The organism is Rhodococcus sp. NPDC080181 (assembly GCF_040702225.1).
Lineage (GTDB): Bacteria > Actinomycetota > Actinomycetes > Mycobacteriales > Mycobacteriaceae > Rhodococcoides > Rhodococcoides fascians.
In genome coordinates, this window is the sequence record NZ_JBFBKN010000004.1 from 177,782 (window position 1) to 192,848 (window position 15,067).

The window sequence follows — 15,067 nt, forward strand, 5'->3', positions numbered from 1 at the left end:
AGGGGGTACCGTCGTCTGTCGTGACGGACCCCCTCGCCCCGCTGCTGGAATTGCCCGGAGTTGTCGATTCCGCCGAACGGGCACGCGATGCCCTCGGTGCCGTGCATAGGCACAAGGCCAATCGTCGTGGGTGGCCGGCGACCGCGGCCGAGGCCGCTGTCCGGGCAGCTCGTTCCTCCTCCGCGCTGGAGGGCGGTTCGATGGATTTCCCTCGCGAAGGCGAGGAGGGCGACCCGATTCTGGCGGGTGCGCTGCGAGTGGCCGCTGCTCTCGACGGTGACGCCCTGCAGAACACGTTGTCGACGTGGAAGCGCGCACCACTGCAGACGCTGGCCCGCCTACATCTGTTGGCCGCCGCCGATCTCGTCGACGACGCGTCCTCGCTCGGTCGGCCGCGCTCGGACGCGGGCATCGGCGAGCGGCTCGATCTCCTTGCGCAGTTGGTGACGGGTGGAACCTCCGCGCCGGCTCCGGTGATCGCGGCAGTCGTGCACGGTGAACTGTTGACGCTGCGGCCTTTCGGAACTGCCGACGGCATCGTGGCGCGTGCTGCATCGAGGTTGGTGGCCGCATCGTCGGGATTCGATCCGCACAACCTGGGCGTGCCCGAGGTGAGCTGGATGCGTCGAGCGAACGCGTACCGGGATGGAGCTGCCGGGTTCGCCGAGGGTACGGCGACGGGAGTCGGCAGTTGGGTGATCCTCTGCCTAGGAGCATTCGAAGCTGGTGCGGCAGAAGCGACTTCGATTGCCGAAGCTGCACAGTAGGAGTTGTGCACACGTAAAAGGGCGGCGATGCCGACTTGCGTCGACGTCGCCGCCCGTTAACACGGAGCGCCTGGTTACCAAGCGTGCACAGGTGGGCTGTGATGGACTACCACGTGGCCTCGGCGAGAACTCGACGGTGATGAGGTCATCCCTGCAACCGGTGCAGGGTTCTTGCTGATCACCAACGAATATCGCAGGCCCACAGCGCTTCTGCCATTAGGTGGCAAGCTCCGCGTGGGTGCCGGTGTCCGTGCTGGGAATCGCGGTCGGGAGAAGCGAACCTTCTCTTCCGGTTCGTTCTTGGCCTTCCGTTCTTCCGTACGTCATTTGTACCCCGTGACGCCGCTCACATCAAGGGTTTGGGCTCATCGTTTTCTGCGGAGTAGTCCGTAGGTGATCGCGCCGGCCGCTATTGCGCTGAAACCTGCTGCAGCACTGGCTACTACGGTCTTCCCGGACGGATTCGGAATGCGAGAGCGCAGTGAAACGGGGTTCGAGAATGTCAGAATCGGCCAGCCGAGGGACGAGGCCTCTTTGCGGAGCGCGCGGTCTGGATTGACGGCGGTGGGGTGCCCGACCGCCCGCAGCATCGGCACGTCGGTGATCGAATCCGAGTAGGCGTAGCTCTTGGACAGGTCGTAATCATGTTGTGCCGCCAGGGACTTCATGGCGTCGACCTTGCCCTCGCCGTAGCAGTAGAAGTCGACCTCGCCGATGTACTTGCCGTCGACAGTCACCATCGTCGTGGCCATGCTGTGGTCGGCACCCAGCAGTTCGGCGATGGGATGCACGATCTCGTCGCCCGACGCCGAGACGACCACCACGTCGTGTCCGCGGAGCTTGTGGTCCGCGATCAGATCGGCCGCTTCGGCGAAGACGAGGGGATCGACGATGTCGTGCAGGGTTTCGGCCACCACTGCTCGCACCTGTTCGACGTCCCACCCGGCGGTCATACCGGCGATGTGTGCGCGCATGCGTTCCATCTGGTCGTGATCGGCACCGGAGAGCAGGAACAAGAACTGCGCATAGCTGCTCTTGAGTACCGCTCGCCGGTTGATCAGACCTTGGTCGAAGAACGGCTTGCTGAAGGCCAGAGTGCTGGACTTCGCGATGATCGTTTTGTCGAGGTCGAAGAAGGCGGCGACGCGCGCTGCGCGTCGGCCGGCGGGGGCGTCGTCGGTGTCTGCGCTGAGGGTCACGATTGTCACCATAGTGGCCGGTGGTGACCGGTGGATGTCGCGCAACTTCTCTTCTCGACTCGCTCCGAACATGTCCACAAATTGAGACGGTTGAACTTGCAAACAAGGACGTCCACGGGTGTAGTATTTTCCACGAGCCCGGTTCATTCCGGGCGGTGTTCAGCCCGACCCCCCGGGGCTGAACCAGACGACCCTCGCCTCCTCCCCCCCTGGCGAGGGTCGTCCTCTTTTTCGGGGTAGGCCGAAAACTGGTACCGCGGTACCGGTATTCATCCACAGGGGCCGATCTATCCACATTTCCCCAAGTCGCGCGCCGCGCGAGCGGATTCTCGCGCACGCTTGGGTCCATGAAAACGGATCCGATTTCACGGCGGACGAATGCGAACGCGTCGATGTCGATCGACCATCACGGACTGCGTCAGGACGTGTATCGAATCGCCGCAGCCGCGGATTGTGTTGTGGAAGAGCAGAACTTACTGGTCGGTATCGGATCGGCGCGCCCGATTTGGGAATTCCCAGGAATTATTTTGATCGATTTTTCTTCTGCCGAGTCGGCGCTCGCAGGCGGATTTCCGCGGCGGCCCGGCGTCGTTCTGGTCACGGCCGCCTCGCCGACACTCGACGATTGGCGGACGGCCACAGCGCTCGGTGCCGAACACGTGGTCTCGTTACCCTCGGACGAGGACACGCTCGTTCGCATCCTCGGTGAACCCGTCGCCACATCGCCGGGCGGCGGTGGCGTCATCGTGGTCGTCGGTGCCCGCGGAGGTGCGGGTGCCTCCACGTTTGCGGCGGCGCTGGGCCTGTGCAGCAGTCGCACGGGGCAACGCACGCTCGTAGTAGAAGCCGACCGGTACGGCAGCGGCCTCGATCTGCTGCTCGGCTGGGAGAACGCCCCAGGTTTGCGATGGTCCGGCCTCGTCGTCGAGGGCGGGCGAGTATCCGGGGACGCACTCCACGGCGCGCTGCCGTCGAAGAACGGATTGTCGGTACTGGCACTCGGGCGAACCGACGACCGGCGAACCGGACTCTCGGCCGTCGCCGCGGCGGCTGTGCTCGACGCAGGGCGCGCTGGAGGCGATCTCGTGGTGTGCGACGCCCCGCGCCACTCCGGTGACCTCTCGGACGCCCTGTACGCCGCAGCCGACCTCGTCGTACTGGTGCTGCCTGCGGAATTGCGGGCCGTGACGTCGGCAGAAGCAGTAGCGGACGAGATCTCGAGTCGAAATGCGAACGTCGGATTGGTCGTTCGTGGGCCCGCACCCGGGGGACTACGGGCCGCGGACATCGCCGCCGCCCTCGACCTGTCGCTGCTGACGTCCATGCGGGCCGAGCCTGGATTGGCCGAGCGTCTCGAGCGGGGCGGGCTTGCTCTCGGCCGCCGCTCACCGCTCGCGGCGGCGGCCACCGTGGTCCTCGATACGTTCGCGCACAAGCCCGGTGGTCAGCGGTGGGCAGCATGAGCGCAGTCGTCACCGCCGAATTGCTCGACCGCGTACGAGATCGGCTCGCTGCTTCGGCACAGTCTCCGGTGCCCGCCACCATTGCCGCAGCAATCCGCACCGAGGCAGGGGGAGTCATCGGTGACACCGATATGCTTGCGGCACTGCGTATTCTGCAGACCGAGCTCACCGGAGCAGGCCCGTTGGAGCCGCTCCTGTCCGAGCCAGGGGTGACCGATGTCCTGGTCACGGCACCGGATCAGGTGTGGATCGATCGCGGTAGAGGACTGGAACGCACCGGAGTTCAGTTCGTCGACGAAGCCGCGGTCAGGCGGCTGGCGCAGCGGCTCGCGCTCTCGGCCGGTCGGCGATTGGACGATGCGCAGCCGTGGGTCGACGGCCGATTACCCGGCGTCGGACAGGGAGCGTTCGGGGTCCGTCTGCACGCGGTGCTGGCACCGGTGGCGAGCGGTGGAACCTGCCTGTCGTTGCGAGTGCTCCGCCCGGCCACCCAGGGACTCGCCGCGCTCCGGGCGTCCGGTGCGGTGACCGAGGAGGGCTACGATCTGCTCGCGCGGATTGTGCTCGCGCGCTTGGCGTTTCTGGTCGTCGGAGGTACCGGTGCCGGGAAGACCACCCTTCTGGCTGCTTTGCTGGGCGAGGTCGATCCAGCCGAACGAATCGTCTGTGTGGAGGATGCGGCCGAGTTGGCTCCGGCGCATCCCCATGTGGTGCGTCTGGTGGCCCGTGCTCCGAACGTCGAAGGTGTGGGCGAGGTGTCGGTTCGGCAATTGGTTCGCCAGGCACTACGGATGCGACCCGATCGGCTCGTCGTCGGTGAGGTACGCGGGGCCGAGGTGATCGACCTGATGACGGCCCTCAACACCGGGCACGACGGCGGTGCCGGAACCATCCATGCCAATTCGCCCTCGGAAGTCCCCGCTCGGCTCGAAGCCCTTGCCGCACTAGGCGGAATGGGCAGAGACGCACTGCACAGTCAACTCGCGGCGGCCGTGCAGGTCGTCCTGCACGTCCACCGGAGCGCCGACGGCACGCGCAGATTGCGGGAGATCGGACTGGTGGAGGTGGATTCGACGGGCCGTGTCCACATTGTGCCGGCGTGGTCCGCTGATTCCGACGCCGTGCCCGGGCAGCGCGGACTGCACGAACTGCTCGCTCGCCGCTGTGGCGAGATGCGATGACGGCCGCTCTGTGCGTCCTGGCCGCTGCATTCACGCTGTGGCCCAGCCGCTCTCGCCGACTATCGCGCCGCGGTAGAGGTGCCGTCGGGGTTCCTGGGTGGGCGTTCCCTGTGGCTGTAGCGTCGGTGTCGGCCGTAGGCATGTTCTGGATCGGCGGTCCGTGGGGCGCGGCGGCTCTGTTCGTGGCGGGCGGTACAGGATGGCACCGACATGGCCGTCGCACCGTGCGCGCCCGTCGTACGGCCGAATTGGATTGGTTGGCAACCGGAGTCGAAGTGGTCATCGGTGAATTGCGGGTCGGTGCGCACCCGGCGACGGCCGGCGAGGTGGCTGCGGACGAGTGCGGCGGGATCGCCTCGGAGGCGCTGCGAGGTGCTGCGTCCAGATCGCGACTCGGTGGACGCGCTGCCGACGGGATAGCCGCGTCGGATCCGCTGTTGAACCCCGAACTGGACCGCTTGGCCGCGGCATGGCGGGTGGCCGACGAACACGGCCTCGCACTCGCCGAGTTGCTCGACGCCGTGCGCGAGGACCTGCTCGGACGTAGGCGATTCCGGGAACGAACCGAGGCGTCGCTCGCAGGGGCCCGCGCTACTGCATTGGTGTTGGCTGGACTGCCCGTCCTCGGGGTCGCGCTCGGGCAACTGATGGGGGCCGATCCGCTGCGCATACTGCTGGGCGGCGGGCTGGGCGGAATCCTGCTCCTCATCGGAACCGCTCTCGGCTGCGCAGGTCTGCTGTGGACCGATGCGATCACCGGCAAGGTGACGACATGACGTGGGCGATCACGCTTTGTCTGGCAACGGCATTGGTCGTCGTCCCCGCTACCCGTGGCGGGTTGGCACGTGTGGAGGTTGCGGGGCTTTCGACGGCAGAAGCCGTCGACGACTCCGGACCCGATCCGCTCGCAGTGGCGACGACGTTCGACCTTCTCGCTGCGTGTCTGCGTTCCGGACTCCCGATCTCGACTGCCGCTGCGGCCGCAGCCCACTCCGCTCCGCCCGCATTCGGTGTCGCTCTGCGCAAAGCCGCTGATCTGCTCGAGCTGGGGGCCGACGCGGCGACGGCATGGGACGCGGTGGCGAAGGATCCGGAGACCGAGGCGCTGGCACGAATTGCGCGACGATCCGCCCGGGCCGGGTCGTCCATGGCGTCGGCGATGACGGAACTGGCTGCCACCCAACGAACTCGGGCCGAGGACGCGTCGGCGGCTGCGGCCGAACGGGCCGGTGTGCTGATCAGCGGACCGCTGGGTCTGTGTTTTCTGCCCGCCTTCATTTGCCTGGGCATCGTCCCCGTGGTGATCGGCCTTGCGGGCAATGTTCTGGGCGGCGGTCTGATGTGACCGCCGAACAACGAATCGTCCGGTGCGGACACGCCGCGCCGGAATACTGGGAGGGGAAGCGTCATGATGGGGAATGCACTGCAGGAGATCAAGACTCGAATCGCATTGTTCGGTGTGGAGGACGACGGTATGTCGACCGCGGAGTACGCGATCGGCACCATCGCCGCCGCGGCGTTCGGCGCGGTGCTCTACACGGTGGTGACGGGGGACAGTATCGTGACCGCGCTGACGGGGATCATCGATCGAGCGCTCAACACAGCCGTCTGATTCCGGGCGGTGAGGACGGGGCTGTGACGGTGGAGGCGGCGATCGCCGTCGCGTCCATCGTCGCAGTGATCGTGGTGTGTATCGGTGCGATCGTGTCGGTGACGATGCACATCGGCTGCGTCGACGCTGCGCGGGAAGCGGCTCGATTGGCGGCGAGAGGTGATGCGACCCGGGCTGTCTCGGTAGGGGAGCAGGTTGCGCCGGAGGGTGCTCGGATCACGGTGCGCGAAGACGGTGAATTCTTCGTCGCGCGGGTGGAGGTGGAGAGTCCGCTCCCGGGACTGACGTTGTCGGCGGAGGCCGTTGCTGCTGCGGAACCGGTTGCAGCGGAATGAGATCAGGTGTGCGTGATGACGAGGGTGGGGCGACGGTGTTGGCGGCACTGGCGATGTCGGCGTTGATCGCCGTCGTGGTGATGGTGATCCACGTCGGCTCGGCGGTGGGCGCTCGTCATCAGGCGCAGTCGGCTGCCGATCTCGCTGCATTGGCCGGGGCGGGCGCACTCGATCGCGGGGTGTCCGATGCTTGTGAGACGGCGCGGACATTGGCGATGCGAATGGGAACGGAGTTGCGGGAGTGCACGATCGACGAGTGGGATGTGATCGTGACGGTGGGGCAGCCGGTGTTCCTCGGACGCTTCGGAATGTCCGACGCCACCGCGACGGCGCGGGCGGGGCCGGAGTGAGTCCGGGCCCCCGCCCGCCGGCCCGCCCGCCCGCCGCCCGCCCGAATCCGCAAACGCGCGCGCGTTTGTCAGGTGCGAGCGGAATCGCCCCGTTCGAGCCGACGAATTCGCGCGCGTTCAGCGAATGCGCGCGCGTTTGCGGTGAAACCCGGCCTCGACCCCCGCCCGAGGACCCGAACCCGTGGCCGATACGTCGCCCCCGGCCTCGAACCCCGGCAGCGACGGTCCGTCCGCAGCGGTCAGCTCGATGTGAAGGTGCGCGCACCTGATTGCAGGGGAGCGAATCGAGTCAGCTGAGTCACATGCTCCGGGGTCAGCTCCGCGAGTGAATTGACCTGCAGCAGTTGCATGGTGCGCACGATTTCTTCGCGCAGGATGTCGATCATGCGGTCGACGCCGGCTCGGCCACCGGCCATCAGGCCGTACAGATACGCCCGGCCGACGAGCGTGAACGATGCGCCCATTGCGATGGAGGCGACGATGTCGGAACCGTGCATGATGCCCGTGTCGACGGCCACCTCGAAGTCGGGACCCACTTCACGGACGACCTGCGGCAGCAGGTGGAAGGGGACGGGAGCCCGATCGAGTTGTCGGCCTCCGTGATTGGACAGAACGATGCCGTCCACACCCAGTTCGGCCAGGCGCGCCGAATCCGCCACCGACTGAACACCTTTGACGACCAACTTGCCGGGCCAGATCTTACGGATGACGTCGAGATCCTCGAACGAGATGGAGGGATCCATCGCTGAATCGACCAGCTCTCCGACCGTGCCGCCGGTAGAGGTCAGCGACGCGAACTCCAGCTTGGGCGTGGTGAGGAAGTCCCACCACCACCAGGGACGCGGAATGGCGTTGGCGATGGTCGACGCGGTCAACTGCGGCGGAATGGAGAACCCGTTGCGTTTGTCTCGCAGGCGAGCCCCGGCGACCGGTGTGTCGACCGTGAATAGGAGGGTGTCGAAGCCTGCTTTCGCGGCGCGTTCGACCAGTCCGAACGAGATGTCGCGGTTACGCATGACGTAGAGCTGGAACCAGTTTCGGCCGTTCGGGTTGGTGGCCTTCACGTCCTCGATCGACGTGGTGCCCAGCGTCGAGAGGGAGAACGGAATTCCCGCAGCGCCGGCGGCAGCAGAACCGGCGTATTCACCCTCGGTCTGCATCAGGCGAGTGAAGCCCGTCGGTGCAATGCCGAACGGGAGCGCGGACGGCCCGCCGAACACCGTCGTCGAGGTGTCGACGTGGGAGACGTCCCGCAGGATCGAGGGATGGAATTCGACGTCGCGGAAGGCCTGACGAGCCCGCGAGAGCGAGATCTCGGCGTCGGCGGCACCATCGGTGTAGTCGAATGCCGCGCGTGGGGTGCGTCGACGGGCGATGGTGCGGAGATCGTCGATGGTGAGCGCGGCGTTCAGACGTCGCCGACGCAGGTTCAGATCGGGCTTCTTGAACGAGAGGACCTCGCGCAGGTCGGTGGCTTTGGGCATCTGCCGGGTGATGGGCATGTCATGGTCTCGATTCTGTGCAGTGTGTCGGTGAGTGTGGGCAATGTCGGGTCAGGGGAGCATCCAGGCCAGTACCGAACTCTGCAGTCCGACCAGTAGGCAGATGGCCAGCAAAAGGCCGAGACTCCACCAGATGACTTTTCGGAATATCTCGGACTCTCGTCCCACCAGACCCACCGCCGTCGCGGCGATGGCGAGGTTTTGAGGACTGATCATCTTTCCCACCACACCACCCGAAGTGTTGGCGGCAACCAGCAGGGTGGGATCGATGCCGGCATTGATTGCCGCGGTCTGCTGCAGCGTCGCGAACAACGCGTTGGCGCTGGTGTCCGAGCCGGTGACGGCGGTTCCCAGCCACCCCAGTATCGGGGAGAGGTAGGCGAAGAATGCCCCGGTGCCGGCAATCCACGTCCCGATGGTGATGGTCTGGCCGGACTGGTTCATCACGTAGGCGAGGGCAAGGACCGCGCCGACGGTGAGTGCGGAGAATCGGAGTTTGATCAGGGTGGTCCCGAACAAACGGGCGGCATCGGGAGCGCTGACGCGATAGACGGCGGCAACGATGACACCGCAGATCAGGAGCAGCGTCCCCGGAGTGGACAGCCAGGTGAACTTGTAGATCGTGGTGGTGGCCGGGGAACCGGCGGCGGTGAGGATCTTGCCGTCGAGACCGGGCCACGGTACGGCGATGTCGGTCGATGCCAGGAATCGAGTGACCGGGGACCACAGTTTGGCCACGGAGAACACCGCAATGATCAGCAGATAGGGGAACAGTGCGAGCCACACGCGCTGCGCCGTCAGGGGAGCGGCTTCGAGGGTGCGGGTGGCGACGGGTGCAGGTGTGATCGGGGCCGGCGTGATCGGAGCAGTGCCCGAGCTTCCAGGTTCGAGGTCGGCATCTCGGGCCAGGAGGATGCGCTCACGGGCTTCGTCGGATCCGGTCGGCTTCCAGAACCGCAGAACGACGACTGCTGCGGCTATGCCCGCCAGCGAGGCGATGATGTCGGTCAACTCGACCGAGATCCAGGTTGCGCTGACCCACTGGGCAATGGCGAACACGACACCGACGGCCACGGCGACCGGCCACGTCTGTGCGACACCGCGTCGACCATCGGTGAGGAACGCGATGAACAGCGGTACGAACAAGGCGATGAACGGAGTTTGGTGGCCCACGTAGGCGCCGATCTCGTGGTAGTCGATGCCCGTCAGGTTTCCGGCAGTAAGGATCGGAATGCCGATGGCACCGAAGGCAACCGGCGCGGTGTTGGCCAGCAGTACGACTACGGCTGCGCGCATCGGCGCGAAGCCGATGGCCAGAAGCATGACACCGGTGATGGCGACGGGAGCACCGAATCCCGCGAGGGCTTCCAGGAGTCCGCCGAAGCCGAACGCGATGATGATGGCCTGGATGCGCGGATCGTCGGAAATGGCGTCGATGATGCGCCGCAGGTCGTCGAATCGCCCGCTCGCCACGGTCAGCTCGTACAGCCAGATTGCGCAGATCACGATCCACACGATCGGGAACAACCCGAACACGAAGCCCTGTGTGGCCGACAGGCCGGCGAGGTTCACCGGCATGTCGTACGCGAAGATCGCCACCGCCAGTGCGACGGCGAGTCCGGCCAATCCGGCGAAGTGCGCTTTCCATCGCAGGACGCCCAACGCGACGAAGACCGTCAGCAGCGGCAGGCACGCCACCGCTGCGGACAATCCGATGCTGCCCGCGAGCGGTTGGAGTTCGGGTGTGTACACAGCTGCTCCTTCGTAGACCCTCATTGTTTGTGAGGTCTGACCTTACGACGAATGGTATGGATCACACTCGATGCGGTCAAGAGGCTCAGCACACAGCGAAGATTCTGGTTGGATGGCGAGTATGTCTATCGATGCAGGACAGGGGCGGGAGGAACCGCTGCAGTGGAAGCCGGTCAGGCGGGCCCGCGCACACGAACTGGTCATCGATGCGATCGAAGAACGGATCATGGCCGGTGACCTCCGCGTCGGAGATCCACTACCGCCCGAGCGCGAGTTCGCGGCTCAACTGGACGTCAGCCGCGCAGGGGTTCGTGAAGCGGTTCGCGTCCTCGAGAGCAGCGGAATTCTGCGGTCGTCACCGGGATCAGGACCGGGGGCCGGCACATTCGTCGCGGCCTTGCCGCGTCAAGCGCTCACGCGACTGCTTCGCCTACACGTTGCACTGACCAATTTTCGGATCGACGACTTGATCAGCACACGAGTCGCTCTGGAGCGGGCAAGTGTTCACCTCGCCGCGGTGGCCCCCGATCAGGACAAACTCGCACAGGCCCGAGACGCCGTCGAGATCATGGAAACGCAGGGAGTCACCCGAGAGGTATTCAACGACGCCGACACGAATTTTCACATCGCCTTGGCCGAGGCCTCGGGTAACGACTTCGTTGCGTCGCTCACCGCAGCGATCCGGGAATCGATGCGTGCGCCCATCCTCGCCGCGTTGCTGGAGATCGACGATTGGGACTCGTTGGCCGACACGCTGAAAGCCGAACATCGACAGATCCTGGCCGCAGTCGAAGCCGGTGATGCGGAGCGTGCAATGCAGTCGGCCGAAGAACACATCCGATCGTCTGCCGCGGCACTGTCCATCCGCAACAAGACTGAGCCGTCGTAGCGCCGAATGTGGCTACGCGGCAGGGTGTCCAGGGCGGTGGTGTGTCCCCATACCGCAAACGCGCGCGCCTTTGCTGAAAATGGGTCGTATTCGCCGCCAAACCCCGGCAATTTGCGCGCGTATGACAAATGCGCGCGCGTTTGCGCCGAACCCGAGGCTCACGGCTCCCGAGTAATCGCCGCCAACACTGCGGTCAGCACTCGAACGGCACCCTCTTTGTCCAGGGGGTCGTTACCGTTTCCGCATTTCGGGGATTGCACGCATGACGGGCAACCGGTCTGACACTCGCAGGAGACGATGGCGTCCTTGGTGGCGGCGAGCCAGTCGGCGATGGCCACGTGTCCGCGGTCTGCGAAGCCTGCTCCGCCGTCGTAACCGTCGTAAACGAAGACTGTCGGGAGCCCGGTGTCGGGGTGTAATGCCGTCGACACTCCACCGATGTCCCATCGATCGCAGGTCGCGACCAACGGCAGCAAGCCGATGGCGGCGTGCTCGGCCGCGTGCAGCGATCCGGGGAATCGCTCGAACGGAACACCGCTGTGCTCCAACAACTCCGGGGTGATGGTGTACATGACGGCGCGGGTGTCCAGGGTCTGCGCCGGCATGTCGAGTTCGATGGAATCGAGGACCTCGCCCGAGGGGAGGCGTCGGAGATATCCCACCACCTGATGGGTGACGTTCACCTGCACCAGCGCGACGCGGACCTCGCCGTAGTCGACGGATTCGTGCACCGCGGTGATCGCGATGTCGGTGATCTCGCGCGCCGAGGTGTTCCACTCGGGTTGTTCGGCATGCACCAGCGCGAGGCCGGCCTCGAGATCGAGCTCGTCGACCACGAAGGATTCGCCCTGATGAATGTGCACCGCACCGGGATGTGCTGTGGCAGGGGCACGTCCGCCGTCGACGGTGCCGAGCATGCGGCCGGACTCGCCGTCGACGATGGCGACCTGCACGCCCGTGCCGCCGCGAATGTTGACCGCACCGTGCGGAGACAGTTGCTGCCCCTCGGGGGTGATGAACCACCCGTGGGGACGCTTGCGCACGTAGCCCTTGAGCTCGAGCTCTTCGAGTACCGATTCCGCGCTCAGTGCTTCGGCCTCGGCTAGGGTGATCGGTAGTTCGACTGCGGCGCAAAGCAATTGGGGAGCAAGAATATACGGATTGGTCGGGTCTGTGACGGTTGCCTCGACCGGCTTGTCCAGCAGGGCTGCCGGGTGATGCACCAAGTAGGTATCCAATGGGTCGTCGCGTGCGACGAGTACCAACAGTGAGCCCTCTCCGCGTCGTCCGGCGCGCCCACCCTGCTGCCAGAACGACGCGACGGTCCCCGGGAAACCGGCGACGATGACGGCGTCCAAACCGGCGATGTCGACGCCGAGTTCGAGTGCGTTGGTGGTGGCCACTCCCAGCAGGGTGCCGTCGGACAGGTCGCGTTCGAGTTTGCGACGATCCTCGGCCAAATAGCCTGCGCGATAAGCGGCGACGCGTCGGACCAGTTGCGGATCGACGTCGGCGAGAATTCTCTGGGTCCCCAACGCAGTGACCTCGGCTCCGCGCCTGGACCGTACGAACGCGAGTGTCCGCGCACCCTCGATCAACAGATCCGCCATGATGCGCGACGCCTCGGCCCCCGCCGATTTGCGTACCGGCGCACCGTTCTCGCCGGTGATCTCCTTGAGCAGCGGCGGTTCCCAGAGTGCGACGGTACGCGCTCCGTGGGGCGAGCCGTCCTCGGTGATCTCCTCGCAGGGCGCTCCGATGAGTCGACCGGCAGCGCGTCCCGGCTCCGAAGTCGTGGCACTGGCGAGAACGAACACCGGAGACGCTCCGTAGCGCGCGCAGAGGCGTCGCAACCGACGGAGTACCAGGGCGACGTTGGAGCCGAAAACACCTCGGTAGTAATGACATTCGTCGACTACCACGTAGCGCAGGTTGCGCAGGAAACGCGACCATCGCTCGTGCGCGCCGAGGATGCCCAGGTGCAACATGTCGGGATTGGTGAAGATCCAGCGCGCATTGGTTCTGGCCCACTGCCGAATCTCGATCGGGGTATCGCCGTCGTACGAGCTGGGAAACACCTCGGCGAGATCGTCTGACAGCGAACGTAACTCGTCGGTGATCGAGATGGTGGTGCGTAGCTGATCGGCTCCGAGGGCCTTGGTCGGTGCGAGATACAGAGCCGTCGCCCGGGCGTCGGCGGCCAGCGTCGTCAGAATGGGCAGCTGATAGGCCAACGATTTGCCCGACGCGGTACTCGTCGAGAGCACCACATGGCTGCCCTCGGCGGCGAGCGTCGCGGCCCGGGCCTGATGCGTCCACGGTTGTGCGATGCCCCGAGAGGTGATCACCTGCACCACTTCCGGGCCGACCCACGACGGCCATGGTGCAAAACTGGACGACCGAGCCGGCATCTCGGCGACGTGCGTGACGGGGCCGTCGTCGGCGGGGGTACCGGCCAACACTCGATCCAGCAGCCGCTGCCCGTAACTCCGGACATCCGCACCGTCGTGCGGATGCTTCTCGCTCACTGCCGCTCTCCATGCATTCGTTCGATCTACTGGCCAGCCCTTCGGGCTTGCTGGGTCGTTCCGCAGGCTCCACTCCTGGGCTTTACGCGACCTGGGGTCCTCATGCTATCGCGGACCCGAAACGAGCGGCTCGACCCCTGGTGAGAGCCGCATTCCACCCGTCCGGCGTTGTGTGTTGTTACAAGACGGGCAATTTGTTCGAAAAGGGTCGGTTTTCGACTGTTGCGAACGCGGAGTTCATGGTTCACTTGACGCGGTCGCAGCTTCTGTGTTCGTTCTACGCTTCGCAGGATCTTATGTTGCGGGCGCGGTACTGGGAGAGCTCGTCCATCAGGGGGAATCCTGAGGGGGATTCGTACAAGTGCAGCGGTCGGAACCGGCCCGATGGATCGAAAGTGCGCTCCATCGAATCCGGTGTTAGAAAGAGAAGGAAAAGCATGGCACAGGGAACTGTGAAGTGGTTCAACGCCGAAAAGGGCTTTGGATTCATCGCACCAGAAGACGGCTCCGCTGACGTTTTCGTTCACTACTCCGAGATCCAGGGCAGCGGCTTCCGCACCCTCGAGGAGAACCAGCGCGTCGAGTTCGAGGTCGGCCAGGGCACCAAGGGTCCTCAGGCAACGGGCGTTCGCGCAGTCTGATTCTTTTCTCCTCGGAGACGAGAACCTTCATCCCCCTTTCTCGATCGGCCGTCAAAAGCCGTTCGAGAAAGGGGGATGTTTCGTTCGTGGCGAACCACCAGGAAGAGTCGAAAGCAGTCTCTGCCGGTGTCGATGTCCTAATGTCCATGCTGTGAACCAGCTGTCCTTCTTCTCTGCCGAGTCGTTGCCGCCCGCGGTGACCGATCTCAGCGGACTGCTGGCTGCCACCGGCCATGTCGTCACGTCCTCGGGATCGGCACGCATCTCTGTCGTCGTCGACGCGCAGTGGCGGGCCGATGCCATTGCTGAGTTGATCGAACAATGTGGTCTGTCGGCAGAGCTGGGACGGTCCGAAGAAGACCGTCCTCTCGTCCGCACCGCGTCGGTTCCGGAACTGTCCGCGCTGGCGTCGTTGTGGACCAAGGGCGCGGTGAAGGCCGTGCCTCCCGGGTGGGTGCCCGGTTCTCGGGAGTTGCGGGCATGGGTGCTCGCGTCGGGGCGTCCCGAGGCGGAGGGGGAACGCTACGTACTCGGCCTCGATCCGCACGCGCCGGAGACTCATGCGGTCCTCGCTCAATCGTTGATGCGCGCGGGCATCGCGCCGACTCTGATCGGCACCCGCGGGTCCAATCCCGGCCTTCGAATCACCGGCCGACGTCGGCTGTTGCGCCTCACCGAGAACGTCGGCGAGGCTCCTGCGAATGTGGACGCACGTACCAATTGGCCCCACGCTGAGTAGGAGGATGAATGACTGATCTGCGAGTATTTGCTCGACGTATGTCAGTCTGTTAGGAGTGGGGCAGGCAAATCTGCTTGTGAAAACGCACTAGGGAAGGTTCGGCAGCAAG

General features: G+C 65.4%; 15 protein-coding genes. 11 read left to right on the forward strand and 4 right to left on the reverse strand.

Annotation, left to right across the window (positions count from 1 at the left end):
* Positions 1-20: 20 nt before the first annotated feature.
* Positions 21-767, forward strand: a complete 747-nt coding sequence (locus tag AB0O58_RS06635; protein WP_222072393.1) for an oxidoreductase — start codon at positions 21-23, stop codon at positions 765-767.
* A gap of 365 nt (positions 768-1,132) precedes the next feature.
* Here the strand turns inward: AB0O58_RS06635 and AB0O58_RS06640 are convergent, their stop codons facing one another.
* Positions 1,133-1,966, reverse strand: a complete 834-nt coding sequence (locus tag AB0O58_RS06640; RefSeq protein ID WP_032364739.1) for an HAD-IB family hydrolase — start codon at positions 1,964-1,966, stop codon at positions 1,133-1,135.
* Between the two features lie 347 nt (positions 1,967-2,313).
* On the opposite strand from AB0O58_RS06640, the gene ssd reads away from it, so the two are divergent.
* The 7 genes from ssd (at position 2,314) to AB0O58_RS06675 (ending at position 6,907) form a co-directional block, all read left to right on the forward strand.
* The gene (gene ssd / locus AB0O58_RS06645; RefSeq protein WP_366238028.1) at positions 2,314-3,429 is read left to right on the forward strand and encodes a septum site-determining protein Ssd; all 1,116 of its coding nucleotides are present in this window, start codon (positions 2,314-2,316) and stop codon (positions 3,427-3,429) included.
* The gene (locus AB0O58_RS06650; RefSeq protein WP_366238029.1) at positions 3,426-4,610 is read left to right on the forward strand and encodes a TadA family conjugal transfer-associated ATPase; all 1,185 of its coding nucleotides are present in this window, start codon (positions 3,426-3,428) and stop codon (positions 4,608-4,610) included. Before ssd ends, AB0O58_RS06650 begins: the two co-directional genes overlap by 4 nt.
* A complete protein-coding gene (locus AB0O58_RS06655; RefSeq protein ID WP_094622880.1) occupies positions 4,607-5,386 on the forward strand; it encodes a type II secretion system F family protein in 780 nt (259 codons plus the stop codon). Before AB0O58_RS06650 ends, AB0O58_RS06655 begins: the two co-directional genes overlap by 4 nt.
* Positions 5,383-5,955, forward strand: a complete 573-nt coding sequence (locus tag AB0O58_RS06660; RefSeq protein ID WP_094622879.1) for a type II secretion system F family protein — start codon at positions 5,383-5,385, stop codon at positions 5,953-5,955. Before AB0O58_RS06655 ends, AB0O58_RS06660 begins: the two co-directional genes overlap by 4 nt.
* A gap of 66 nt (positions 5,956-6,021) precedes the next feature.
* Positions 6,022-6,222 (forward strand): DUF4244 domain-containing protein, encoded by a 201-nt coding sequence (locus tag AB0O58_RS06665; RefSeq protein ID WP_032364737.1) that lies wholly within the window; start codon positions 6,022-6,024, stop codon positions 6,220-6,222.
* Between the two features lie 23 nt (positions 6,223-6,245).
* Positions 6,246-6,557: a TadE family type IV pilus minor pilin gene (locus AB0O58_RS06670; protein WP_222066429.1), complete on the forward strand. Its 312-nt coding sequence runs from the start codon at positions 6,246-6,248 to the stop codon at positions 6,555-6,557.
* On the forward strand, positions 6,554-6,907 hold the full coding sequence (locus AB0O58_RS06675) for an Rv3654c family TadE-like protein (protein WP_366238030.1): 354 nt from the start codon (positions 6,554-6,556) through the stop codon (positions 6,905-6,907). The genes AB0O58_RS06670 and AB0O58_RS06675 overlap by 4 nt, the downstream gene beginning before the upstream one ends.
* A gap of 239 nt (positions 6,908-7,146) precedes the next feature.
* Here the strand turns inward: AB0O58_RS06675 and AB0O58_RS06680 are convergent, their stop codons facing one another.
* Both AB0O58_RS06680 and AB0O58_RS06685 read right to left on the reverse strand, forming a co-directional pair.
* The gene (locus AB0O58_RS06680) at positions 7,147-8,409 is read right to left on the reverse strand and encodes an alpha-hydroxy acid oxidase (RefSeq protein WP_366238031.1); all 1,263 of its coding nucleotides are present in this window, start codon (positions 8,407-8,409) and stop codon (positions 7,147-7,149) included.
* A gap of 51 nt (positions 8,410-8,460) precedes the next feature.
* A complete protein-coding gene (locus AB0O58_RS06685) occupies positions 8,461-10,185 on the reverse strand; it encodes an L-lactate permease (RefSeq protein ID WP_230593390.1) in 1,725 nt (574 codons plus the stop codon).
* 97 nt (positions 10,186-10,282) lie between these two features.
* Here AB0O58_RS06685 and AB0O58_RS06690 point away from each other — a divergent pair, with 97 nt between their 5' ends.
* Positions 10,283-11,050 (forward strand): FCD domain-containing protein, encoded by a 768-nt coding sequence (locus tag AB0O58_RS06690; RefSeq protein ID WP_032373809.1) that lies wholly within the window; start codon positions 10,283-10,285, stop codon positions 11,048-11,050.
* 158 nt (positions 11,051-11,208) lie between these two features.
* Here the strand turns inward: AB0O58_RS06690 and AB0O58_RS06695 are convergent, their stop codons facing one another.
* On the reverse strand, positions 11,209-13,578 hold the full coding sequence (locus AB0O58_RS06695; protein WP_052061346.1) for a DEAD/DEAH box helicase: 2,370 nt from the start codon (positions 13,576-13,578) through the stop codon (positions 11,209-11,211).
* Positions 13,579-14,015: 437 nt separating this feature from the next.
* Between AB0O58_RS06695 and AB0O58_RS06700 the strand changes: the two genes are divergently transcribed.
* Together AB0O58_RS06700 and AB0O58_RS06705 are read left to right on the forward strand one after the other, a co-directional pair.
* Positions 14,016-14,219, forward strand: coding sequence for a cold-shock protein (locus tag AB0O58_RS06700; protein ID WP_005248460.1), 204 nt, complete (start codon positions 14,016-14,018; stop codon positions 14,217-14,219).
* A gap of 151 nt (positions 14,220-14,370) precedes the next feature.
* Positions 14,371-14,958 carry a hypothetical protein gene (locus tag AB0O58_RS06705; protein ID WP_032364537.1) on the forward strand — a complete coding sequence of 196 codons (588 nt, stop codon included), beginning with the start codon at positions 14,371-14,373 and terminating at the stop codon, positions 14,956-14,958.
* Positions 14,959-15,067: the final 109 nt, after the last annotated feature.

Excerpts from the sequence above, each read along its gene's own strand:
- ssd (WP_366238028.1), top strand. The coding sequence starts at position 2,314 with ATGAAAACGGATCCGATTTCACGGCGGACGAATGCGAACGCGTCGATG.
- AB0O58_RS06650 (WP_366238029.1), top strand. The coding sequence starts at position 3,426 with ATGAGCGCAGTCGTCACCGCCGAATTGCTCGACCGCGTACGAGATCGG.
- AB0O58_RS06655 (WP_094622880.1), top strand. The coding sequence starts at position 4,607 with ATGACGGCCGCTCTGTGCGTCCTGGCCGCTGCATTCACGCTGTGGCCC.
- AB0O58_RS06660 (WP_094622879.1), top strand. The coding sequence starts at position 5,383 with ATGACGTGGGCGATCACGCTTTGTCTGGCAACGGCATTGGTCGTCGTC.
- AB0O58_RS06665 (WP_032364737.1), top strand. The coding sequence starts at position 6,022 with ATGGGGAATGCACTGCAGGAGATCAAGACTCGAATCGCATTGTTCGGT.
- AB0O58_RS06675 (WP_366238030.1), top strand. The coding sequence starts at position 6,554 with ATGAGATCAGGTGTGCGTGATGACGAGGGTGGGGCGACGGTGTTGGCG.
- AB0O58_RS06680 (WP_366238031.1), bottom strand. The coding sequence starts at position 8,409 with ATGCCCATCACCCGGCAGATGCCCAAAGCCACCGACCTGCGCGAGGTC.
- AB0O58_RS06685 (WP_230593390.1), bottom strand. The coding sequence starts at position 10,185 with ATGAGGGTCTACGAAGGAGCAGCTGTGTACACACCCGAACTCCAACCG.
- AB0O58_RS06690 (WP_032373809.1), top strand. The coding sequence starts at position 10,283 with ATGTCTATCGATGCAGGACAGGGGCGGGAGGAACCGCTGCAGTGGAAG.
- AB0O58_RS06700 (WP_005248460.1), top strand. The coding sequence starts at position 14,016 with ATGGCACAGGGAACTGTGAAGTGGTTCAACGCCGAAAAGGGCTTTGGA.